At 31.8% G+C, this 24,259-nt stretch carries 24 protein-coding genes and 1 tRNA gene; 13 read left to right on the plus strand and 12 right to left on the minus strand.

Annotated elements, in window-relative coordinates:
- Positions 1-109 precede the first annotated feature (109 nt).
- The 5 genes from cyaB to fen all read left to right on the plus strand — a co-directional run bounded on the left by cyaB (position 110) and on the right by fen (position 4,727).
- On the plus strand, positions 110-649 hold the full coding sequence (gene cyaB / locus MBBWO_RS07040; protein WP_116670188.1) for a class IV adenylate cyclase: 540 nt from the start codon (positions 110-112) through the stop codon (positions 647-649).
- An 81-nt stretch (positions 650-730) separates the two neighbouring features.
- Entirely contained in the window at positions 731-1,900 is a 1,170-nt protein-coding gene (locus tag MBBWO_RS07045; RefSeq protein ID WP_116670189.1) for a homocitrate synthase family protein, read from the plus strand.
- Between the two features lie 9 nt (positions 1,901-1,909).
- A complete protein-coding gene (hacA, locus tag MBBWO_RS07050) occupies positions 1,910-3,163 on the plus strand; it encodes a homoaconitase large subunit (protein WP_116670190.1) in 1,254 nt (417 codons plus the stop codon).
- A gap of 9 nt (positions 3,164-3,172) precedes the next feature.
- On the plus strand, positions 3,173-3,733 hold the full coding sequence (locus MBBWO_RS07055) for a chorismate--pyruvate lyase family protein (RefSeq protein ID WP_116670191.1): 561 nt from the start codon (positions 3,173-3,175) through the stop codon (positions 3,731-3,733).
- Positions 3,734-3,743: 10 nt separating this feature from the next.
- Positions 3,744-4,727: a flap endonuclease-1 gene (gene fen, locus MBBWO_RS07060; RefSeq protein WP_116670192.1), complete on the plus strand. Its 984-nt coding sequence runs from the start codon at positions 3,744-3,746 to the stop codon at positions 4,725-4,727.
- A 171-nt stretch (positions 4,728-4,898) separates the two neighbouring features.
- Here the strand turns inward: fen and MBBWO_RS07065 are convergent, their stop codons facing one another.
- Both MBBWO_RS07065 and ahcY read right to left on the minus strand, forming a co-directional pair.
- Complete coding sequence (locus tag MBBWO_RS07065) at positions 4,899-5,549, minus strand: DUF2119 domain-containing protein (protein WP_116670193.1); 651 nt, start codon at positions 5,547-5,549, stop codon at positions 4,899-4,901.
- A gap of 72 nt (positions 5,550-5,621) precedes the next feature.
- A complete protein-coding gene (gene ahcY, locus MBBWO_RS07070; RefSeq protein WP_116670194.1) occupies positions 5,622-6,872 on the minus strand; it encodes an adenosylhomocysteinase in 1,251 nt (416 codons plus the stop codon).
- 127 nt (positions 6,873-6,999) lie between these two features.
- On the opposite strand from ahcY, the gene MBBWO_RS07075 reads away from it, so the two are divergent.
- The 6 genes from MBBWO_RS07075 (at position 7,000) to MBBWO_RS07100 (ending at position 13,288) form a co-directional block, all read left to right on the plus strand.
- Positions 7,000-7,611, plus strand: coding sequence for a zinc ribbon domain-containing protein (locus MBBWO_RS07075; protein ID WP_116670195.1), 612 nt, complete (start codon positions 7,000-7,002; stop codon positions 7,609-7,611).
- A gap of 107 nt (positions 7,612-7,718) precedes the next feature.
- Positions 7,719-7,828 (plus strand) — tRNA-Met (locus MBBWO_RS07080).
- Positions 7,829-7,975: 147 nt separating this feature from the next.
- Entirely contained in the window at positions 7,976-9,148 is a 1,173-nt protein-coding gene (locus tag MBBWO_RS07085; protein WP_116670196.1) for an aldo/keto reductase, read from the plus strand.
- Between the two features lie 9 nt (positions 9,149-9,157).
- Positions 9,158-9,907, plus strand: a complete 750-nt coding sequence (locus MBBWO_RS07090) for a HesA/MoeB/ThiF family protein (RefSeq protein WP_116670197.1) — start codon at positions 9,158-9,160, stop codon at positions 9,905-9,907.
- Positions 9,908-10,146: 239 nt separating this feature from the next.
- Positions 10,147-11,502, plus strand: a complete 1,356-nt coding sequence (glnA, locus tag MBBWO_RS07095) for a type I glutamate--ammonia ligase (RefSeq protein ID WP_116670198.1) — start codon at positions 10,147-10,149, stop codon at positions 11,500-11,502.
- Between the two features lie 106 nt (positions 11,503-11,608).
- Positions 11,609-13,288, plus strand: coding sequence for a DUF128 domain-containing protein (locus MBBWO_RS07100; RefSeq protein ID WP_116670199.1), 1,680 nt, complete (start codon positions 11,609-11,611; stop codon positions 13,286-13,288).
- Positions 13,289-13,427: 139 nt separating this feature from the next.
- Here the strand turns inward: MBBWO_RS07100 and MBBWO_RS07105 are convergent, their stop codons facing one another.
- From MBBWO_RS07105 to MBBWO_RS07145, 9 genes are all read right to left on the minus strand, one after another.
- Positions 13,428-13,727 (minus strand): DUF2097 domain-containing protein, encoded by a 300-nt coding sequence (locus tag MBBWO_RS07105; protein WP_116670200.1) that lies wholly within the window; start codon positions 13,725-13,727, stop codon positions 13,428-13,430.
- A 113-nt stretch (positions 13,728-13,840) separates the two neighbouring features.
- Positions 13,841-14,137: a DUF2097 domain-containing protein gene (locus MBBWO_RS07110; RefSeq protein ID WP_116670201.1), complete on the minus strand. Its 297-nt coding sequence runs from the start codon at positions 14,135-14,137 to the stop codon at positions 13,841-13,843.
- Positions 14,138-14,214: 77 nt separating this feature from the next.
- Entirely contained in the window at positions 14,215-15,090 is an 876-nt protein-coding gene (locus MBBWO_RS07115) for a formylmethanofuran dehydrogenase subunit C (protein ID WP_116670202.1), read from the minus strand.
- A 5-nt stretch (positions 15,091-15,095) separates the two neighbouring features.
- Entirely contained in the window at positions 15,096-16,808 is a 1,713-nt protein-coding gene (locus MBBWO_RS07120) for a formylmethanofuran dehydrogenase subunit A (protein ID WP_116670203.1), read from the minus strand.
- A 6-nt stretch (positions 16,809-16,814) separates the two neighbouring features.
- A complete protein-coding gene (locus MBBWO_RS07125; protein WP_116670204.1) occupies positions 16,815-18,191 on the minus strand; it encodes a formylmethanofuran dehydrogenase subunit B in 1,377 nt (458 codons plus the stop codon).
- Positions 18,181-18,750 (minus strand): molybdopterin dinucleotide binding domain-containing protein, encoded by a 570-nt coding sequence (locus tag MBBWO_RS07130; protein ID WP_116670205.1) that lies wholly within the window; start codon positions 18,748-18,750, stop codon positions 18,181-18,183. Before MBBWO_RS07130 ends, MBBWO_RS07125 begins: the two co-directional genes overlap by 11 nt.
- A 12-nt stretch (positions 18,751-18,762) precedes the next feature.
- Positions 18,763-18,993, minus strand: coding sequence for a 4Fe-4S binding protein (locus tag MBBWO_RS07135; protein ID WP_116670206.1), 231 nt, complete (start codon positions 18,991-18,993; stop codon positions 18,763-18,765).
- An 8-nt stretch (positions 18,994-19,001) separates the two neighbouring features.
- Entirely contained in the window at positions 19,002-20,093 is a 1,092-nt protein-coding gene (gene fwdF / locus MBBWO_RS07140) for a tungsten-dependent formylmethanofuran dehydrogenase subunit FwdF (protein WP_116670207.1), read from the minus strand.
- 1 nt (position 20,094) lies between these two features.
- The gene (locus tag MBBWO_RS07145; RefSeq protein WP_116670208.1) at positions 20,095-20,556 is read right to left on the minus strand and encodes a helix-turn-helix domain-containing protein; all 462 of its coding nucleotides are present in this window, start codon (positions 20,554-20,556) and stop codon (positions 20,095-20,097) included.
- A gap of 399 nt (positions 20,557-20,955) precedes the next feature.
- Between MBBWO_RS07145 and mobB the strand changes: the two genes are divergently transcribed.
- Complete coding sequence (gene mobB, locus MBBWO_RS07150) at positions 20,956-22,026, plus strand: molybdopterin-guanine dinucleotide biosynthesis protein B (protein WP_116670209.1); 1,071 nt, start codon at positions 20,956-20,958, stop codon at positions 22,024-22,026.
- The gene (gene moaA / locus MBBWO_RS07155) at positions 22,022-22,963 is read left to right on the plus strand and encodes a GTP 3',8-cyclase MoaA (protein ID WP_116670210.1); all 942 of its coding nucleotides are present in this window, start codon (positions 22,022-22,024) and stop codon (positions 22,961-22,963) included. The genes mobB and moaA overlap by 5 nt, the downstream gene beginning before the upstream one ends.
- 78 nt (positions 22,964-23,041) lie before the next feature.
- Here moaA and MBBWO_RS07160 read toward each other — a convergent pair whose 3' ends face one another.
- The gene (locus MBBWO_RS07160; RefSeq protein ID WP_116670211.1) at positions 23,042-24,253 is read right to left on the minus strand and encodes a Coenzyme F420 hydrogenase/dehydrogenase, beta subunit C-terminal domain; all 1,212 of its coding nucleotides are present in this window, start codon (positions 24,251-24,253) and stop codon (positions 23,042-23,044) included.
- Between the last annotated feature and the right edge of the window lie 6 nt (positions 24,254-24,259).

The raw sequence follows: 24,259 nt of genomic DNA on the forward strand, positions 1-24,259 counted from the left end.
ATAAATAATTTTATTTAAATACTATATAAAGTTATGTTTATTATAAATAAATAGCTAATAAAAATATGAAAATTAAAAATTTTTAAATTAATTCAATGGTTCAGATAATATGATTGAAGTAGAAGTTAAAGCAAAAATTGAAAATTTTGACACTATGAGAAAAAAACTTGATGAACTTGGAGCTAAAAAAACAAAAACTGAATCTCAAGAAGATTTATATTTTAACAGCCCTATTGTTGATTTCGCTGAAACTGATGAAGCTTTAAGAATAAGAACAACCATTTCAAAAGACGTAAAACATATATTCATAACCTATAAAGGTCCAAAAATAAACAATGAAAGTAAAACACGTGAAGAAGTTGAAATGGCTATTGAAGATTCCCTTAAAGCCAAACAAATTTTTGAACATATTGGTTTTAAAGAAGTTAGAGCTGTTAGAAAAAACAGAGATTACTATTCATATGAAAACTTTGAGATAAGTTTAGATGATGTTGAAGGATTAGAACCTTACATGGAAATTGAAATTGGTCTTGAAGATGGAAGCGACTATAAAGAAGCACAAGAGAGCATATTTAAATTATTTGAAAAATTAGGAATCACTGATGGCTTTGAAAGGACTTCTTATCTTGAATTATTAGAGCAATTATAAAAAATAATTTCCACTATATTATATATATTTAAAAAACCTAATGTAAACTTAATAAAAATAATTATAAGAGAAGTGACTATTTTGAAGTATCATATAAGCCATTATAATAAAGAAGCGGAATTAAATTTCCCTGATGATATTACTATTTACGATACAACATTAAGAGATGGAGAACAAACTCCAGGAGTCTGTTTTGGACTTGAAGATAAACTAACAATAGCTAGAAAACTTGATCAATTTAAAATTCATCAAATTGAAGCAGGTTTTCCAATAGTTTCTAAAAAAGAAAGAGAATCAGTTAAAGCAATCGTTAATGAAGATTTAGATGCTCAAATTATTTCTCTCGCTAGAGCAAAAACAGCAGATATTGATGCTGCTCTTGATTGTGATGTAGATGGAGTAATTACTTTTATGGGAACTTCTGACATCCATTTAGAACATAAAATGCATATTGGACGTCAAGAAGCATTAAATATGGGTATGGATGCAATTGAATATGCTAAAGACCATGGTCTTTTTGTTGCATTCTCAGCAGAAGATGCCACCAGAACTGATTTAGATTTCTTAAAAAGGATTTATAATAAAGCTGAAAGCTATGGTGCAGACAGAGTCCATATAGCAGATACTGTTGGAGCTATTACTCCCCAAGGAATGAAATATTTATTAACTGAACTTAGAAAAGATGTTAAAATAGATATTGCACTTCACTGCCATAATGACTTTGGATTAGCGGTTATAAACTCAATCACAGGATTATTATATGGTGCAAATGCAATTTCCACAACAGTTAATGGAATCGGAGAACGTGCAGGTAATGCATCCTTAGAAGAATTAATTATGGCTCTTAAAATATTATATGGTAAAGATTTAGGCTTTAAAACAAAATACATTAAAGAATTATCTGAACTTGTATCAAAAGCCAGCAACCTTGAAGTACCATATAATAAACCAATTGTTGGTAAAAATGTATTTAGACATGAATCTGGAATCCATGTTGATGCAGTTATTGAAGAACCATTAACCTATGAACCATATATTCCTGAATTAGTAGGGCAAAAAAGACAGCTTGTTTTAGGAAAACACTCTGGTTGTAGAGCTGTAAAAGCAAAATTAGATGGCTGCGGATTAGAAGTAAGTGATGATGAACTTATTGAAATCGTTAAAAAAGTAAAAGAAAGCAGAGAAGAAGGAAAATACATTAACGATGATGTTTTCAAAGAAATAGTAAAAAGCTGTAGCAAAGAAGAGTAGGCGAAATCTATGAATATTACTGAAAAGATTTTATCAAAAAAAGCTGGCCATGAAGTAGTTCCTGGCGAAATAATTGAAATTGATGTTGATTTGGCTATGTCACATGATGGAACATCTCCACCAGCTATTAAAACTTTTGAAAAAATAGCTGATAAAGTCTGGGACAGCGAAAAAATAGCTATTGTCTTTGATCATAACATTCCTGCAAATACAATTGGATCTGCAGAGTTCCAAAAGGTTTGCAGAGATTTCATAAAAGAACAAGGCATTAGTAAAAATTATATTCATGGAGAAGGTATCTGTCACCAAGTTCTTCCAGAAATGGGTCTTGTTGAACCTGGAAAAGTTATTGTAGGTGCAGATTCACATACTTGTACTTATGGTGCTTTCGGAGCATTTTCCACAGGTATGGGGGCTACTGATTTAGCAATGGTATATGCTACAGGTAAAAACTGGTTTATGGTTCCTGAAGCAAATAAAATGGAAGTCATTGGAGATGCAGATGAATACATTGCACCAAAAGACATTATCTTAAATATTATCGGAGATATGGGAATAGCTGGTGCTACTTATCAGACAGCTGAATTCTGTGGAGAAGTCATTGAAAATATGGGTGTTGAAGGAAGAGCAACCATGTGTAATATGGCTATTGAAATGGGTGCTAAAAATGGAATTATGGAACCTAACTCAGATGTAATTAATTATGTCTGCAAGAGAACTGGTAAAACTGAATCCCAATTAGACATTGTAAAATCTGATAAAGACACCCCATATAAAAGAGAATTAACCTATGATATTACAGATATGGAACCTCAAATAGCTTGTCCAAATGATGTGGATAATGTTAAAGACATATCCAAAGTCGAAGGAACAGCTATTGACCAATGTTTAATCGGTTCCTGTACAAATGGTAGATTATCTGATTTAAAAGATGCATATGAAATCTTAAAAGGTAAAGAGATTAATAATGATGTTAGACTTTTAATCTTACCCGCTTCAAAAGAAATATACAAACAAGCAATGGATTTAGGTTACATTGAAACTTTCCTTGATGCTGGAGCAATTATTTGTAATCCTGGATGTGGACCTTGCCTTGGTGGGCATATGGGAGTATTATCTGAAGGAGAAGTTTGTATTTCAACAACAAACAGGAACTTCAAAGGCAGAATGGGAGATCCGAAATCCCAAGTATACCTATCTAATGCAAAAGTGGTTGCTGCATCAGCTATTGAAGGAGTTATTACCCATCCAAAAGATTTATAATTGATTAAAATGGCCTCTAAAAATGAAGCTAACCAAGGATTAATTGAAAAAATAAATAGTGTTGAAAAAGAACAGTCAAGAACTTTTTCAAACACTCAAAAAATTCTTTTAACAACAGACGGATCAATTACAGCTATTTTAGATGTGCTCTATGGAAAAATCACCTTAACAACCCTTGAACAACATTTTGAAAAGGCAACAGAATCTACATCAAAATATGTCAATGTGGAAGTAGGTGATGAGATAAATTATAGGGAAGTTATAATGCATAAAGATGATAAACCTTTAATTTATGCACTTTCCCATGTTCCTCTAAAAAGAGTCAGTAATGAAATTAGAGAAGATTTAATTAGAGCAGATATCCCAATTGGAAGAATTTTAAAAAATTATCAAATTGAATCAAGAAGAGAAATCAATAATATTTACATTGAAAAACCAAATGAAACATTAAAAAATCTTTTTAAAACAGATGAAGACATGCTTGCAAGAGACTATGTGATTATAAACAACAAGGATATTTTAATGTGGATTAAAGAGGTATTTCCAATAAGTAGCTTTACAAAAATTTAAGGTGGTAAAAATGGGTGTTAAATTAAAAGACATTATAGAACCGGAATCAATTAATTTTAAGTATCTTGAAGGTCGCACAATAGCTATTGATGCATTTAATACCCTTTATCAATTCTTATCAAGCATTCGCCAAAGAGATGGAACTCCATTAATGGACTATGATGGAAATATAACCTCTCATTTAAGTGGAATCCTTTATAGGAATGCATCAATTGTTGAAAAAGGGATGAAGCCTATCTACATTTTTGACGGAAAATCATCACAACTTAAAAAGAATACTGTTGATAAAAGAAGAGAAATACGTGATGAATCTGAAAAAAAATGGAAAGAAGCCCTTGAAAATCATGATATGGCTCAAGCTAAGAAATATGCTTCCCGTTCAGCAAAGTTATCTCCGGAAATTATTGAATCATCTAAAAAATTATTGGATTTAATGGGAATTCCATATATTGAAGCTGCCGGAGAAGGTGAAGCTCAGGCATCATATATGGTTCAAAAGGGGGATGCATGGGCAGTTTCTTCACAGGATTATGATTGTTTGCTTTTTGGTGCAAATAGAGTTGTTAGAAATTTAACCATTAATTCTAATTTAGGCAATTTGGAATTTTATGAACTTAAAAAAGTTCTTGAAAAACTAGCTATTAGCCAAGAAGATCTCATTAAGATGGGAATTCTCATTGGAACTGATTTTAATGAAGGATTATATAGAGTAGGTGCCAAAACTGCTTTTAAATATGCAAAACAAGGAAAACTTGATGAATCAATAGCTAAATTAGAAAAAGAAACTAATCAAAATATTGATGAAGTTATTGACCTATTTAAAAATCCTAATGTAAATAAAGATTACAAAATTAAATGGAATAAACCAAAAACAGAAGAAGCTCTTATTTTTTTATGTGATGAACATGGTTTTTCCGAAGACAGAGTTGTAAACACTTTTTCAAAACTTAAAAAACTAGACTCTAGTCAAAAAAGTTTAGAAGATTGGTTTTAAGAGAGTATCATAAGCCTTGAGAATTTACAAACCAACCTTCCAACTTTTCAAACTATATTATTTTAAATCCTATATATTTTAACCAACATTAATACTCGGCATACGGTTTCCGTATTCCGATATTACATAATATGCTAATATCTAATATATAAAGTTAATGGAAAAACAAAATTAGTAAGGTGGGAAAAATTCACCAAAAATTTTCTTAGCAAAATCAATAGCTAAATCTACCTGCTTAGGATATAATTCAGCCATCTTATTTTCATAAGATTTACGATTAGGCTCTATAGCTAGTGTTTTTAAAATATTAAAATAAGTATTGAAGGATAGATCCATGTCAAAGTTATACTTAGCAACAACATCATCGTTCAGTTTATCTAAACATGGAAATTCTAAAGTTTTACAGATATTATTAACAGAGAAATATTTTGTTCTGATAATTGGAGAAATAGAACCCATTAACACATGATTTCCCATATCAATTAAAGGAGGAACACCAATGGTATTGAAACGATCCATTGAAGTAAGTTTCTCAAAATTTTTTATGTTGTAACAGTGAAGTTCAGTATAAAAATCTGGTTTTATATCTTCTATTAACTCCAAAATGGTCTTACCCATTGGAGATTCAAAATATTTTTCATCTAAAGTAGAAATATATGGAGATTTATCAAAGTTATAGATAAATATTTGACCTTTGGAAAAGTCTTCCTCTTTAAGCTTATCTAAAAACTTAAAAGCAGTTTTACCTTCATTTCCATGGACTCCACCAACAAACAATTTAGTGGAACCCTCCCCATTATCAATATGTCTAAAATAGCTCATCAAATAAAAATTAGAAAAATAAGATATATAAAAACTACTGTTAATTAATAAAAAAAGAAAAAAATAGAAGGATTATGTTCCTTCATGCCAATCGTTCATGTACTCAACTTGACGATTAGATAATGAGTCTATTTCAATACCCATAGCTTTTAATTTAAGGCTAGCTACAGTGTTATCTATTTCATCAGGAGCTTTTTGAACAGTTACTGGCAATTCATTGTTTAAGATGTATTTAGCAGATAATGCTTGAACAGCAAAACTCATATCCATAATTTCAGCAGGATGTCCTTGACCCCTTGCAGCGGCTAGGTTAACAAGTCTTCCATCAGCTAATAGATAGATTTTTCTGCCGTCTTTCATAGTAAACATTTCAATACTTTCTCTTACTTCTTTTACACTAACAGATTGTGCTTCTAAATCTTGTCTATTAATTTCAACATTGAAATGACCAGAGTTAGCTAACATACAACCGTCTTTCATGTATTTGAAGTCATCTCCATGAATAATATTAATATTACCAGTTACAGTTATAATTAAATCAGCTTCTTTAACAGCTTCACGGATAGGCATTACTCTAAATCCATCCATTCTAGCTTCAAGTGCTCTAATTGGATTAACTTCTGTAACAATAACATTTGCACCTAATCCTTTTGCTCTAGCTGCAACACCACGACCACACCAGCCGTATCCGCAAACAACAACTATTTTACCAGCTATTAACATGTTAGTTGTACCCATTATTGCATCAAAACTAGATTGACCAGTTCCATATCTGTTATCAAATAAATATTTAGTGTAAGCATCATTTACAGCAACAACAGGGAATTCTAATGCTCCATCCTTATTCATAGCTTCCAATCTATGAACACCAGTGGTAGTTTCTTCACATGCTCCTTTAATATTCTCTAAAATATCTCTCCTTTCATTGTGAAGAACCATGATCATATCTGCACCATCATCAATAATGATGTCCGGTTTATGGTCAAGAACTGCATTAATAGTTTCATAATATTCTTCATCAGACTGTTCTCTCCAACCATAAATATTAAGACCTAACTCTACACCACCAGCTACTGCATCATCATGAGTAGAAAGAGGATTACAACCAGTCATAGCTACTTCAGCACCACCCGCTTGTAAAGTTAATCCTAAATTAATAGTTTTAGGTTCTAAATGTAAGCAAGAACCAATAGTAATTCCTTCAAAAGGTTTAGTTTCTTCAAATTCCTTTTTAATATGTTCTAGAACAGGCATGTGTTTTTGAACCCATTCAATTTTTCTAACACCTTCTGGTGCCAATGACATATCTTTAACTTTACTCATAAACTCACCAATAAAATAGTACTATTTTAATTTTATTTTTTCACATATATTAAAATTTACTCAAAAAATAAAGATAAATAGCAATATTAATAAAAGATACAATAACAAAAAAAGAAGAGGTTTTTCTATGAAAATTATCTGCCCAAATTGCGGCAATGAAGTGAATGATGAAAATAAATTCTGCGATATATGTGGATATAAACTTGGAAAATCAAATTTTGAAGGATTTATCCAAGCATCAGACAATAACCTGTCTTTAACTTCAATTATATTTTCTCTATTAACAGCGGGAATTATATTTTTCATATTTTCATTTATCTGTTTTATAGCTGCAGACTCAGATATGTCCATTATTCTTTATACAATTAGTGCATTTGCTTCTGCATTTATTGGAGGACTTATTCTCGGATATTTATGTGGAAACTGGAATAAATCAAAAGGAAATCTTATAATAACTATTGGTGGATTTATTAGCTGTCTTTTATTAGGTAGTGGAGCAATGTTTGGAATTGGAATTAAATCTATACAAGCAGTAAACAGTCAAGTTGAAGCTATTAATTCCAACTTAAATTCAGCAGGATTTAATTCACTAAACACAAGTGCTGGATCTTATGCAAGTTCCTCAATTGAATCTTCATCATCAAACCTATTAATAGAAATTATTCTTGTGTTAGTTTTAATTATTGCACTTTACTCTGTTGGAACATACATTGGAGCATATCTTAAAAACAATGAATAAATTTTTTAATCTTTTATTTTTTTATTTTTTATATGAAAAAATAGTTGAAATAGGTAAAAAAACGAAATACTTATATATTATAAAAATATTATATATAAATGTCTGATGCCGGGGTGGCTCAGCTGGTTAGAGCGCACGGCTCATAGGGTAATAAAGCAGTGCTCTGACTTATTCCTGGGATACCGTGAGGCCGCGGGTTCGAATCCCGCTCCCGGCATCTTTAATCCCAGGAATTCATACTTTTAACTATTTTTAATAAAATTTAACTACTTTTTTAACAAAATTTACTGGTTTTATACAAATATTTTAATATCCTCAAAATAAACTTATTATTAAGTCATCTAATTTTCAAATGGAGGGTATAATGTTATACAGAGAACTTGGAAAAACCAAAGAAAAAGTCTCAATTTTAGGTTTTGGATCTATGAGGCTTCCAACAAAAGGAAGCAATGACAAAATAGACACCGAAGAAGCAAGCAAAATGCTTACATATGGACTTGAAAATGGAATCAACATAATTGATACTGCTTATCCTTATCATTGCGAATCCCTTGATGGAGACGGTAACAGTGAACGTTTCATTGGTGAATTTTTAAAAGAAAACAGCTATCGTGATGATGTGCTTGTATCTACAAAATCACCATGCTGGTTAATAGAAAAAAAAGAAGATTTCGATGATTACCTTGATAAACAGCTAAAAAAGCTTCAAACTGATTACATCGACCTTTATATGCTTCATTCATTAACTGAAAATGACTGGAAAAAAGTTAAAGAATTAGAAGTTCTTGATTTTTTAGATGATGCTCTAAGTTCTGGTAAAATTAATCATGTTGGATTTTCAGCACATACAGAAATTGATTATCTAATTGAAATTGTTGATGAATACCCTAAATGGGAAGCTGTTCTTACACAAATGAATTATCTAGATGAATATTACCAAAGTGGGATAATGGGTCTAGACTATCTTAAAAATCTTAATATTGGAACTATGATAATGGAACCTCTTAGAGGAGGCAGATTAGTTCAAAACATCCCTCCAGAAATACAAAAAATGTGGAACACAGCCGAAGTTAAAAGAACTCCAGTTGAATGGGCTTTACAATACCTTTGGGACAGAGAAGATGTGGACTGTGTTTTAAGTGGGATGAGCAGTCTTGAACAAGTAAAAGAAAATATTGAAATCGCATCTAGAAGCTATCCCAACTCTATTTCTGAATCAGATAGTGAATTAATCCGTGAAGTAGCAAGAAAATATAGAAGCTACAGAGGCAATGAATGCTCATACTGTGGGTACTGTATGCCGTGCCCTCATGGAGTGAATATTGTAGACTGCTTTAAAGAGTACAATATAGGACATATGCTTAACAATCCACATGGAAGTGCATTACAGTACTTTACACTAATTGGTGAAAATGCAAGAGCAGATAACTGTCTTGACTGTGGAGAATGTGATTTCATATGTACTCAAATGTTAAATATACCTGAAGAACTTGAAAAAGTTTCAGAATACTTTGGATTGGAATTCAACCATTATTAGGTGGTAACAATGCCTGAAAGATTTAAAGAGATGGGATATTGGGAATTAGTAACACGTCAAATGAGTATTGTAACAAAAAGTGAACAAACAAGATTTAAAGATGCTAAAATAGCTGTTATGGGCTGTGGAGGCATTGGTGGTGAAGTAATTGAAATGTTAGCCCGAATGGGAGTTGGAGAACTTAATGTAGTTGACAATGATTACTTTGACTTAAGCAATATCAATAGACAAGTTTTAAGCAACTTTGAAAATCTTGGATTATCCAAATCAGAAGTTGCAAAAGAAAAAGTGCGTCAAATTAATCCATATACTAAAGTTATTGCATTTAAAGATGATATTAATGAAGAAAATATCTCCCAAATAGTTGATGACAGTGATATCATTATTGATTGCTTAGATAATCTATTAACAAGAGTAATTGTATCCAGATATGCCAAATTCAATAATATTCCATTTATTCATGGAGCTATTCACGGCACATTAGGTCAAATTACTGTTTTTACAAATGAAAAAGATATAGATTATGAAACAATGTTCAATTTACCATCAAAAGATAAAAAATTAGATGAAACTATAAAAGATGAACTTAATAAGTTAGCTAGTGAAAAACCACCCGTCATAGGACCTACTGCAAATATTGTTGGATGTATGCAGGCAATTGAAGCTTTTAAAATTATCACAGGAATTGGAAAAATTGTTACTGCTCCTGAAATTTTAAATTTTGATTTATTAAATCTAGCAACATTTTCAATAGAATAATTGAACATAATAAGATTAATAACCTTTTATTTTTCCTTTTTTTAAACAAAAGTTTAATAAAACAATGAATATAACTAAAAAAATTAAAAATAGCTATTAATTCATTAAAATTAAATAATTGAAAATAAAATAAATAATATCATATTATGCAAAAGATTTAAATACCATTAGGTGGAAATCTATTTCCATGGTTGGAAGTATGTTTCCGATATAAGCCATGTTATGGAGAATGATTTTTAATGAAAGAAATTACCGAAGAAATGATAGCTGATGTAACCAGCAAAATGAAAGAGGACAATATTAAATTCATCAGATTGCAATTTGTTGATATTAACGGTTATGTAAAAAACATTGTAATCCCATTTAAAGAAGAAGATGTAGGGGACTTATTCACTGAAGGAATGTTATTTGATGGATCTTCTATTGAAGGATTTGTTGACATTAATGAAAGTGACCTTGTCCTTAAACCAGATATTAGAACTTACTCTAGATTATCTTGGAGACCTGAAGAATCTGCAGTATGTAGATTTATCTGTGATGTTTGGACTCCTGAAGGAAAACCATTTGAAGGAGACCCAAGAAGCATATTGAAAAAAAGTTTAGCAAAAATTACCAAAATGGGATTAAGATACAATATTGGACCAGAACCTGAATTCTTTATTGTAAATATTGATGAAGAAGGAAATCCATATCCTTACGATGAAGCAGGATACTTTGATGTAGAACCATTAGACAAAGGTCCTGACTTTAGAAGAGAATTAACTTTCAACTTAGAAGAATTAGGATTTGAAGTAGAAGCATCTCACCACGAAGTAGCACCTGGTCAAAACGAAATTGCATTTAAATTTAAAGATGCATTAAAAACTGCAGATGCAGTAATCACATTTAAACAAGCAATTAAAGCTATTGTAGACAATATTGCAAGCTTTGACCAAAAAAATTATCAAGTTACCTTCATGCCAAAACCATTCTTTGGTGTAAATGGTAGTGGAATGCACTGTCACCAATCTGTATTTAAAGGAGACAAAAATTTATTCTCAAATCCAAACAGTGACACTGGATTATCCAAAGATGCATTATACTTTATTGGAGGATTATTAAAACACGCCCCAGCATTAACTGCAATTACTAACCCAATTGTAAACTCCTACAAACGTTTAGTACCAGGTTATGAAGCACCTGTGTACAGGGCATATGGATTTAAAAACAGATCTACTTTAATTAGAATTCCAGCAGCACGTGGAAAAGCAACACGTATTGAATACAGAGCCCCAGACCCATCTTGTAACCCATACTTAGCATTTGCAGCTATGTTAGAAGCAGGAATTGATGGAATTCAAAACAAAATAGATCCTGGTGATCCAACTGAAATCAACATCTATGAATTAACTGATGAACAAAGAGAAGATTTAGGAATTAAAGTATTACCTTCCAGTTTATGGGAAGCATACCACTCCCTTGAAGAAGATGAATACATCCTTAATGCTTTAGGTGACCACATCAGTCAAAAATTCTTAGAATTAAAATACAAAGAATGGGACGAATACCGTGTACAAGTATTCGGATATGAACAAAGAAAATACTTAGATATCTAAGTATTCTTTTTTATTTTTTTTATTTAATTTTTGAATATAATGATATTTGATAAGTCAGCTATGATTATATTTAAAATTTAAACTTTTTCTGTGGGGGAGGAATTAAATGACAGAATCAGAACATCGAATGATTGAAATTTTAAGGATATTGGATAAACAAAAAAAGCCAACTGGATCCAAACTAATAGCTAATGAATTAAAAGAAAAAGGATTCAATCTAGGTGAAAGAGCAGTAAGATATCACATGCAGATTTTAGATGAAAAGGGATATACTGAAAAAATGGGATATTCAGGGCGACAAATTACAGATTTAGGTCGTAAAATGATTGAAAAGGGACTGGTCTATGACCAGGTTGATTTTATCCAGTCAAAATTTGAAGAGATGATTTACCTCACTGATTTTGATTACAGAACTAAAAAAGGAAATGTAGTTGTAAACACCTCAACAATCTATGATAAAGAAGCATATGATATTATAATGGATGTATTTAGAAGCGGATTATCTGCAAGTAACTACATCAATGTAAACCCCATAGAAAACAGGAATGAATATGAAATAAAAACTGTTTGTGGAACAACAACAGATGGAATCTTTTTAAATGAAGGAATACCATCAATCCCTCTCTATGGAGGATTACTTAAAATTGAGGATTATGTTCCTACCAAGTTCACAGAATTAATTTCCTACAAGAAAACATCCATTCCCCCACTAGATGCATTTATTTCAAAGGGTATGACATCAGTATTGGATGTTGTGAATGATGGAAATGGAGTTATTCCTGCTAACTTTAGAGTAGTGCCAAGTGTAGCTAAAGAAAAATGTGAAACAATCGTTAAAAATCTTAAAGAAGTAGGAATAAATGGAGTTATAACAATTGGAAATACTGGAGAAAACACACTGGGAGTTCCTGTTACTGATGGAATGGTTGGAATAGCCATTGTTGGTGGAATTACTCCATTTTGTGCTGCTCAGGAAGAAAAATACAACATAAATATTAAAATTGCAGAAGAAATTGGAGACTTTAGTACTTTAAAACCAATCAATAACTGCAAACCAATATTAAAAGCAGCAGACACTAGTTATCATGAAAAAATTCCATTTTTACTTTCAAAAAGCTGGAATTTAATAGAAGAAGTTAATTTTGATATTGAAAAAGAAAAAGGAGACATCATATCCAATGTATCCTATGTAAACAAAGAGGATATTGATGAAATTTTAGATATGATGGGAAAAACTTATAATTCCAATAAGGACTACCTTAATCCTTATTATAAATTAGTGCCTAATGAAAAAGATCCAAGCAAAATCGGAATAGCTACTATTTGTAGTCTTTCAATTGATGGAATATTAATTAAAAATGGTATAATGAGTAATCCTAAATATGGAGGCCTTTTAGAATTAACTGAACCCCCACTATTTGTTGATATGATTTCCTATAGCGGTTCTTCATTGGATCCTCATAAAATATTCATATCAAAAAATATGACTTCAATAAATAAAAATATTGGGCCTGACAAAATATTGGCTTCAATAAAAGAAGTCCCTTATGTTGCAAGAGATTATACAATCCATCTTTTAGATATACTAAACAATATTGGATTTTCAATCTATAAAATAGGTAAACCAAGAGAATTAGTTTACAATGCCAAAGTAGACAACTATAATTTTGGAGTTATTACAGGAAGTGGACTTAACTTAATAGCTGCTCTTAAAGAACAGAATATTGATGTAAAAGTCAAAGCTATTGAAAAACTAATACCATTTGAAGAAATGGAAAAACTATGAAAATAAATAAAAAAAGCTATAATTAAAAATAAAATTAAAAGAGTAGAATGAAAAATAATTAATCATTCTATAAAAATTATAGCTACTTCTTTTTTAATTAATATAATTAATATAAAAAATATACATGTAACAACTGAAACTATTCAGAAATTACAGAAACATAAACTTCTTCATCACCATTTTTAGGGAAATGATGGAACTCAATTAAGTCATCACGAATTTCATCAAAGTCAATTTCTATAGTAGGATTAAGAGTTTCACCATCTAAATTAATTAACATTTTAAATCCAGGTTTTCCAAAATACTCAGAAAGATCTTTATTTAAAACTTCACCTTCAGCAAAAATCCTATTATAAGAAATCTCTAATTTATCGTGAATTTCAACATTTTCTTTTAAGTAATTTATAGCATCATCAACTGTTAAATTTAAGCTTTTCATTTAACTCACCTTAGTTACAAATAAATATGAACTTTCTAGTATAAATAATTGTTTGTATTTATTCGAACTAAATGGTTTTTATAAATGAAAATTAAAAAAAGAATAAAAAAAGATTAATCGAAATCAATTTCAATGACAGTTAATTCACCATCTTTAATATGGCGAACTTCCAATAAATCATCTCTAATTTCATTTAAGTCAATTTCAACAGACTGATTTAAAATTTCACCATTTAATTGTAAATTAACTCTAATTCCTTCCCCAGTTTCTTCATCAGCATCAATAATACTTAATACTTCACCAGGAGCAAAAATACGATTATAAGAAAGTTCTAATGTGTCATTAATTTGTACTTCATTTTTTATATAATCAATAGCTTCATCAGCTGTTAATAAAATTTCATTAACCAAATTAACACCATCTCTATAAAAAAAATTCAAAATATCAATTTAAAGAAGAAAAAGAAAGAAAAAAGGAAATAGAAGAATTATAGATTCCTGTATTCCCTAATTGAGGTATATTCGTCGTCGATTTCTCCATATTCAGACATTTTTTCTCTGTTAGCTTCAGCATCTAAGTATAAAGAACCTTTACCGTTAAGACCAATATCCCCAGTATATTTAATGTATTTTCCTTTGAATACTTCTCCGTCAACTTCAGGATCTTCTACAAGACCTTCGTAAACGAAACCTTCAAGTAATCTACCTAAGAAACCGTGGATTACAATGTTACCGTTTTTCATTTGACCTCCTGGCCAACGGTTTACATCTCCATCAATTTCAATAATACCTTTAGTCATGTGGATACCTGCTAAAATATCACAGTTACCTTTAACACGGATTTTACCACCTGTTAAACATTCACCACATTGTTTTCCAGCATTACCGTAAACGATGATTTCTCCACCAGTCATACCTCTCCATTCACCAATGTAAGAAGCACCAGTAAATTCTTTAGTATCTCCGGTGATTTCAAGTAATCCTCCACTCATTTCTCTTCCTGCATGAGCAGCTGCATTACCGTTAACTTTAATGTGTCCTCCAGACATTTCTGCACCTACGTGAAGGTCAACATCACCATTACAGATGATTTCACCAGCAGACATTTTACAACCGATGTATTTAACTCTGTTTAAGTCACCGTTGAAAATCATTTTAACTTCTTCAGGACCATTAGCTTCTCCTTCAACAGTAATGTCAAAGAAATCGGTGATAGGGAATCTGGAATTACCAATAGGTACTTGGTATTTAGCAAAATCATCTTCAGTCCATGCATAAATTTCATCAGGAATGATTTCCTCCATTTCTAATGCAATGGAAGAAGTTTTTATTTGATCAAAAGTTATTGTTTTCAAATTAAACACCTCATTTATCTTTCAACATCTACTCTAATTGGGTTGGATACGTAATGGTCGTGTACTGGATAGTTTTCCCATTTTACAGAGTAATATTGGGTGAAGAATGGCATGATTTTATCAACAACAGCTTGTTCTTCATGTTCATATCCTTTTACGTTAACCCATACATTTTGACTTTCTTTAACTTTTACAATTTCTTTATCTTTAACTAAGATTTGACCATCTTTAATAGTGTATAAAGCATTAGAGAATCCTTTTTCAATGTCTTCATATTGTCTGGATGGATCAATATCATTAGGGTTCATGTCATATACAGCAATATCTGCTCTGTAACCAGGAGTGAGAGCTCCTCTGTCAGCAAATCCGTGGATTTTAGCAGGTGCTGCTCTGGAAATAGTAGCAATGTCGTAGAAGTCGTATTCTCTGTCGAGAGTTGCAAGAGTGGTTCTTTTTTGTACCCATTTGTGTACTTCTCCGTTTTCAATCATTTCCATTCTTCTTTGGTTACTCATTAACCAGGACATGATTCTTGGGTATCTGATGAAAGGACCTGCGTTAGGGTGGTCAGTAGTTAAACATACTTTCCATGGGTCATCAATGAGTAAGAATAACTCAAGACCAATAGCCCATTGTAAAGCACCAACAGGAGCTTTACCTGAGTAAATACATGGAATAATTCCTGCTGCAGTTTCACATTCAATATCTTTGTTAGCCCATTTTAAACCGGATAATTTGAATAAATCATATTCCATTGGTGCATCTGCAGTCATAGTAGTGGTTTCATCTAAAGTTACTTGACCTACATCACAAGTTACGTGGTCGTGTTTGTTAATGTAGTCTGCAACTTCGGAAGCACCAGATGCTGCATCTTTCCAACTGTTACCAGTGTAAGAGTGGAATTGAAGGTGAGTACAGTGGATAGTTTGATCCCTTATGGTTGCTTTAGGACTTTTCTTAATGTTTTTAACAGCATCTAAAGTTTCAAGAGTAGTAGGTACGTTACCTGGGTGTCCTAAGTCGTTAGGGTGGATGTGGATTGAGTGTGGAAGACCTAATTTTTCGTTAGCTTTTGCTAATGCAATAACTACTTCTTTAGAGGTTACATCAAAGTAAGGTGCTTTATCGTTTACACCATGTACGTTCATACCCCAACCCCATGCTTCACTACCACATGGGTTTACAATTTTAATACCGTATCCTTTGGTTAATTTTAACCAGTAAGATACAAATGCTGCTAAATCATCAATGTTGTTTTCTCTTGCATATTCCATTACAAACCAGTTGTTACCGAATAATGGTAATGCTGGAACATCTATGTTTGGAATAGTAGCGATTTCTTCGTGAGTGTGTTTTGCTTCAAGAGGTGGCATAGCTGCTTCTACAACAGTACCGTAACCTAATCTTGAATATCTGTAACCAGTTGCAGGACAACTTGGGATAGAGAATCCAGATTCTCCTCTAGTTACTTTAGTTTTTTGAGTAACTCCTCTTCTTGAATCTTCAGGTCTGTATAACCTACCTACAACTAATTTAGGACCTGCAACGTGAGCGTGAGGGTCAACACCAGCTGGCATAACTATTTTATCAGTTACATCAATTACTTTTGCATCAGAAGAAACTTCATCTACAATAATGCCATCTTTGAACATGACATCCTTCTTTTCTCCGTTTATTTTGTTAGCTGGATCATAAACAATACCATTTTTAAGTATATATTCCATTATATCACCTTATAATGCGTTTGGATTTGGTTCGTATTTAGGAGCTACGTTTGGCTCTTCTCTGAGTTTCATTACTCTTTCTTTTAATTCGCGAACAATCCATTCATCATCACGACAAGTTTCAGGTTTGTCAATTGCTTTTTTCATGAAAATAGGAACTCCATCCATACGATAACTGGTTCCTCCACATTCTACACCAATAAATGAACCTGGTAAAACAACATCTGCAAGTTCAGTGGAAGGACCCCAGTGAATATCAATTTGGATAACTGGAATATCAGCTAAGTGTTGGTTTGCACCATTAGGGAAGTGAGCACCTGGGTCTGCAGCAATAACCATGAAACAGTCTGGTTCTTTCCTTGTTAATAAATCAATAGTGTTAGTTTCTCCTAACATGTATCTAGCGTATCCTCTACAGAAGTCAACACCAAATGCAAATCCGGTTTCGAAAGCCATGAAAATGTTGAAACCGTTTACGTTAAAGTGACCTTTCATTGGAGTAAGACCCCATTTACTGTATTTGTTTAAGTCTTGAACCATTTTAATAGCTATATCAATGTTTCTTTGTTTTGATAAAGTGTGGGTTAAACCTAAACCGAAGAAGAGAACACCAAATTCTGCATTTTTCATTTCTTCTACTAATTCGTAGATATCTTCTTTAGGAATTCCAGAAATTACATCTTGGTATAATTCTTTACCTCTTAATACAGCTCTGATAGCGTTGTAGAAACCGTAGTCACCGTTTTGTTCAAATCCAATCCATTTATCAGACATTTTTGCAGTATCTGAGAATTTTGGATCCATAGTTACAACAGTTCTGTCAAATCTTCCTCTTTGTCTGAAGTATCCACGACAGAATACAGCATAACGAGCTAAATGTCTTGGGTGAGAGTTCATTGCGTTACTTCCAGAGTAAACACACATATCTGCTCTGTTTTGAACTTCTCCTAAAGTTTGAATAGGATATCCTGCGTTTTGTACAGCTTGTAAACTTGGTCCGTGACAAATGGTTGCTTGGTTATCTAATACAGCACCGATGTATTCACCTAATTCTAAACCTTCTTTCATACATTCAGTGGAAGTTTCAGACCAACCGTAGAATACTGGTCTAATAGAGTTAGCAATGTATTCAGCAGCTTTGTCTAAAGCAGTGTCCCAATCTACTTCCATAAGTTCTCCGTTTTCATCCCTTATCATTGGAACTAATAATCTTTGGTCCATATCTTCCATAATTTTACTTGCACCTAATCTGCAAGCGTGTCTTACAGCAACAACATGGCCATCTTTTACTAAGTAATCTAAGTCGTCACAGTTACATCCACAGAATGCGCATGTACAGTTTTCGACAATGTAATCATAATCTGTAACAGGTGGTTCATAAGTCATGGTCAATCAACTCCTCCCATTTACGTCCTTTGTATACAGGTAATTCACCTAAGGATTCCATGTTTTCAACAACATCATCATCTTCTTCATCGACGTATTTTTTGTATACCCATCTCATTAAATCAGCCATGAGTAAAACTTTTCTGTCGGTTTTTTCTACAGTACAACGAATACCTTTGTATGTAGGGTCAGAACAACAGTAAGTATCAGGACTTACAACAGTATTAGCCCAAGGTCCTTTACAAATAAATACAGTTCCTTCATGAGGTGCATCTCTTGATACAGCCGCGTTTACTACTACTTCTCCCCATTCAGTTTTTACGAGAACAGTATCCCAGTTGTTAACACCTAATTTTGCCATGTCCCTTGGGTCCATATAACAGGTACCTGAAGCGTTCTTATATTCTTCTTTAAGAGTAGAACCTCTTTTTTTACATGCTCCTTGGTAAATGTCAGATCCAGTGTTTAACATACATTTGAGTACATCAGTGGTACCTTCTCCAGTAATTTTTACATCAGGAACAACAGGTTTTTCTAAATAAGTATTAGCGTAATGCATACATTCATCTCCCTATTCTAACCATATAGCATTTACAGGACAGAACATTTGACATGTTCCACATTCTTCACATTTATCAGTACTGAAAAGTTTGATGAAACCATTTTCTACCATCATAATAACTTCTTCAGTTTTAGCACCATTACCTCCAGCGTTTTCTGGACTAATAGCAGCATTTACAGGACATGCAATAACACAAACCCCACAACCTAAACAATTATCTTGATTAACTTTAAGTTCCATTTAATCACCTAGTTTTTTAATGCATCTAAAGCTTCAATCCAAGTTGCTGATTTGGTAGGAGTATTGTTTACAGCAGTTCTGGTTACAGTGATAGCACCATTTGGACAGCTTTTAGCACATGCTCCACAACGGATACAATATTGATCTTTTACACTCATTGGGTCTAATTTTTGACCTGGTGCACTAGTTACTAAAAATGCTAAAGCATCACATGGACATACGTCTACACAAGTTCCACAACTTTGACAATCTTCTTGACTAATTTCAATTGTTCCTTCAAATGGTTTAGCAACGGATGCAGCATTTGTTGGACAAACACCTTCACACCATCCACAGTAAATACAAAGATCATCATCAATAATAGAGCTTCCTTTAACAACAGCTTTTCTTTCATCTAAATCGTATTCACCATAGGAACAGGACCTACATACAGCAGTAATAGCATTTACAGGACATGCTTTTTTACATACGAGACAGTAAACACAATTATCAGTGTTGATTTCAATGGATTCATTACCATTTTCACTGTTTACTGAAATAGCTTCTGCAGGACATAATTCACTACATACTCCACAGTAAATACATTCATCATCATCTACAGAGATTTCACCAGTAACTAAGTCTTTACGTTGAGGTAATACTCTATCGATGGTGATTGCACCACGAGGACATGCACTTTCACATTTTTTACAGTAAATACATTCATCGTCATCGATTTCAGAATAAGATTCATAATGAGGATAAGCATCAATTTCAGAAATTGGGACGCCATCAATAGTTAATACTAATGCATCTACTGGACATAATCCACTACACATACCACAAAGAACACATTTGTCTTCATTGATGTTTACTCTTTCGAGATTTACATCTTTATGAATGTTTTGAGCAATCTTATCATGACCACTGAAATAAACGTCAAATCTCTTACGAGAATCAAGAGCTACAGCATCTAATTCAATTGCGCCTACAGGACAAGTAGATTCACAGATACCGCAACCAATACAGACATCATTTCTAAAAGACAAATTTCTTTCTTCGTCTGCTGACCTTGTTATTTTAAAGTCATTGTCTTTAATATCTTTTATATTTTTGATCATTTTAAATCTCCAAAATTTTAATTGAATTAGTTGGGCAACCATCTTTACAAGAAAGACAACCACAACAGTTAATGGAGTCTATTTGTGATTTTAATGCCACTAAAGAAACAGCATTCATAAAACACAAACTTACACACAATCCACAACCAATACATGTATCTTCAATAATCGCATTATATTCTTTATTTTTACAAATATTCACAATTTTACGACATTGGTCAGGTTCATCAATAATTGCTCTGGCCATTTTTAAAAAATCGAAAGGAGTTAACTCAGTAATAGTCCTTGCAACATCAATTGAATTCCAAGATAAATTTCTGCCATTAAAATAATGAGAAACAGTAGATCTATCAACTTTCAACTCATCAGCAATAAATTGCTGAGATTTACCTTGATTTTTTAACTTGACAGCAGCCAAATATTTCAAACCTGATGCAATATGTTTTGGCATATTATCCACCATGTGTAATGATATAAACTTTTGTATCCTATTAATAAATAGTTGCCTACTAAACTCAAGTCGGAAGATTTAAATATTACTGTGTTAATAGTACACATTTTTAAAAAAAAATAGAATTATAAATAGTTAATTTAATTAAATAATGATTAATCAATGTAAATACAAAAAATTAAGAAAAAATATCGATTAAAATAATATATAAATTAATATAAATAAAATATTATGCAAAAAATTAAAATAAACTGTTCGTTTACTGTAATAAAATATCAATCGAAAATAATGATAAAACGGCCAGATTGAGCTTAAAAATTTTTGTTCACCTAAAATGTGTAGTAAGTACACATAAAAGAAATAAACTAATTTATACTAAAACATGTATATTATATATTAGGAGTAAATACTATGCAAATTGTATCAGTTGTAGGTAGAAAAAATAGTGGTAAAACCTCATTAACTGTAAAAATTATTGAAGAGTTAAAAAACAGAGGATATAAAGTAGCTTCCATTAAACATTCCCACCACCAAATGGAAATGGATAGAGAAAATACTGATACCTGGAAACACAGATGTGCAGGATCAGATGTTGTAGTGGGAGTTGGAGCAACCACCTTTTTTAATGTTAGAAAACTTCTTGATTTAGATAGATTATTATTCTTAATAAAAACTATGGAAACTGTAGACTTTGTTATAATAGAAGGATTTAAAAGTTATCCATATCCAAAAATAGCTACTACTCCAGATGTTGTTGATGAATTTACAATAGCTGAAGTAGATGCTAAATCAATAAACCAAGAAGGATTAGAAGAAGTAGTTGACATGATTGAAGAAAAAGGCTGTGACATAATTGACACACTATTCCATAAAACCTGCGGTTATAATGAAGGTTTATCAATAGCTAAAGATATAATTAAAGGAAACATTAAAATCGAGGAATTAGATAAAACAAATGTAAATTTAGCTATTGACGGAAAAGTTGTAGGATTAAACAGCTTTGTTAGTGATTTTATTGAAAAAATAACTCTCGGATTAATAAAAACATTAAATACCGAACAATATAATGTAAAAGACTTTGAAAAAATTGATTTAGTTATTGCCAACCCTAATCTAAAAGAAAATATAATCTCCTTATCTGATACAACAACCTTAATTAAAGTTAATGATAAAGAAATAGTTATTAACAAATTTGTAGAAAATTATATCAAAAATGCTGTTGAAGGGCTTGTAAAATCATTGAAACTTGATGATTACAATATTAAAAGTCTTGAAAAGATAAAAACTACTATAAACAGCATCGAATCAGGAAATGTTGAAAAAGCAGAAATTACATTAGCTATTAACAACAAACCAATTGAGATAAACACCTTTGTCTGTGGAATTATGAAAGAATCTATTTTTGCAATGGTAAAATCTCTAGACACTGACTTCAACATTGAAGATATTTATAAAATTGAACTAAAAATAATATTAGATTAAAATGAAAGCTATAAAAGACCCATTTAATAGGCCAATTATTTCACTAAGAATCACAATTACCAATAGATGTGATGAAAACTGCATTTACTGTCATCATGATGGAATGGTAAATTCTAAAGATGAAATGACTCCTGAAGAAATTTATAAAATCTGTGAAATTTCCAAAGACCTTGGAATTCAAAGAGTAAGATTATCTGGAGGAGAACCATTAATTAGAAAAGATATTGTTGAAATAATTGAAAAAATATCTAAATTAAATTTCAGAGATATTTCAATTACAACAAATGGGACAATGCTTGAAAAATATGCTGAAAAGCTAAAAGATGCAGGTTTAGATAGAGTAAATGTAAGTCTTGACACATTAAATCCTGAAACTTATAAATTCATAACAAAAAGAGATTATCTTGACAGAGTAAAGCGCGGAATTGTAAAAGCAGTAGAGGTTGGATTAAACCCTGTAAAAATCAACATGGTCTTAATGAAAGGTATTAATGAAAATGAAGTAAAAGACATGTTCTATTTCACAAAAGAATATGGTATCGTCCTTCAAGTTATTGAGTTAATGGAAAGTGAAAACTGCGATGACTCTAAATTCAATGCAGAGTACCATTATGATCTAACTTCATTAGAAGAAGAGTTAACCAAAATAGCTGATGATATAAAAACAAGGGAATTTATGCAGAATCGTAAAAAATACTTCATTGATGGTGGAGAAATAGAACTTGTAAAACCAATAGAAAATACCAACTTCTGCAAAAACTGTACAAGACTTAGAATAACACCTGATGGTAAAGTAAAACCATGTTTACTTAGAAATGATAATCTTGTTGAACTTTTAAGCTATATGCGTGAAGGTGCAGATGATGAGATACTTAAAAAACAGTACATAAAAGGTATTAATAATCGTGAACCTTACACTCATGAAAAAGAAGATTAAATCTTATTTTAAAAATAGCTATTTTTTATTATTTTAAAAAAAGTAAAAAAAAGAATAAATAAAGTTAAAAAACTCTATTTATTTGTGTACATTATCTTTTTTTGGATATTCAGTAAATGGAATTGGCTCACCAGTGTCAAATCCACTCATGTATCCGTATACTTCTTTTACTTTGTTGTTTACAGTTGCCCAAACTTTTGAAACAGGAATTTCAGATGGACATACTTCAGAACATTGACCACAGTTGGTACATGCATCAACCATATGGACCATACGTGTTAAGTGGAAGAATGGTGCTGCAGGAGTGTATCCACCAGGTACCCATTCAGGACCTTCTGCTTCAAGACAGCAGTCTTCACAGAAACATAATGGACATGCTTCACGACAACCATAACATTTCATACATTTGGAGAATTCATCTTGGTATGCATGGAAAACATCAATAATGTCTCCAGTAGTACCTTCAATATCAGCGGCTTTCTTCTTGGCAGAGTTTTTAAGCATGATATTGTTAATATTTTCCCTTATGGTGATTCCTTTTTCGATTGGTTCTTCAGTGTTAATTACGCCAGCTTCAATAACTTTATCAAGTACATCAGCACCTCTTTCACTGAATACTTCAACAAAAGTAGCTTTACCGGCTAAAGGACCAATAACTCCCCAGTTACCTAATGCTAAGTCAGCATTTGAAGGTATTTTAAGTTCACATCTTTGACAATTTTCTCTTCTACCCATTCCGTCTTCTTCAAGTTCATCAATACTGATAGCTTTTTCTTCGCCATCTTTAGTTTCCATGATGAGTTTTCCTTTAGCAATTTCTTCTTTAACGACATCTTTAGGGTCCAATTCATAGACTTCTTCAATCATTTTCATGGTTGGAACAGGTGACATGGTTCCACCACAATTTACACCAATCATGATTACATTGTCTTCAATGATTTTACCCTTTTTCATTAATTCTCTCATAGTCATTGCATCACAAGGTTTACAAGTGACAGCTATTTTCATGTCACGGCAACCATCAAGGTACTTTGAAACAAATTTAGCTAAGTTTAAGGTACCACAATGAATTGAACCTGCAGATTTAATTACATCTTCAGGATCGGTAATAAGGCAAGGTACTGCATCGTAAATGTCAACTCCTTCCTCTACAGCAACAATAGCGTCAACGATATTGTTTTCTAATAAATATTTCATTATAGTGGTAACAACCCCACCATATTCACCTTTACTTGCAATATCACTATTAGCAGAGTACGCATAATACATATCATCTACATTTACAGCCATTTTTAA

The sequence above is a fragment of the Methanobrevibacter woesei genome (genome assembly GCF_003111605.1).
Taxonomy (GTDB): Archaea; Methanobacteriota; Methanobacteria; order Methanobacteriales; family Methanobacteriaceae; genus Methanocatella; species Methanocatella woesei.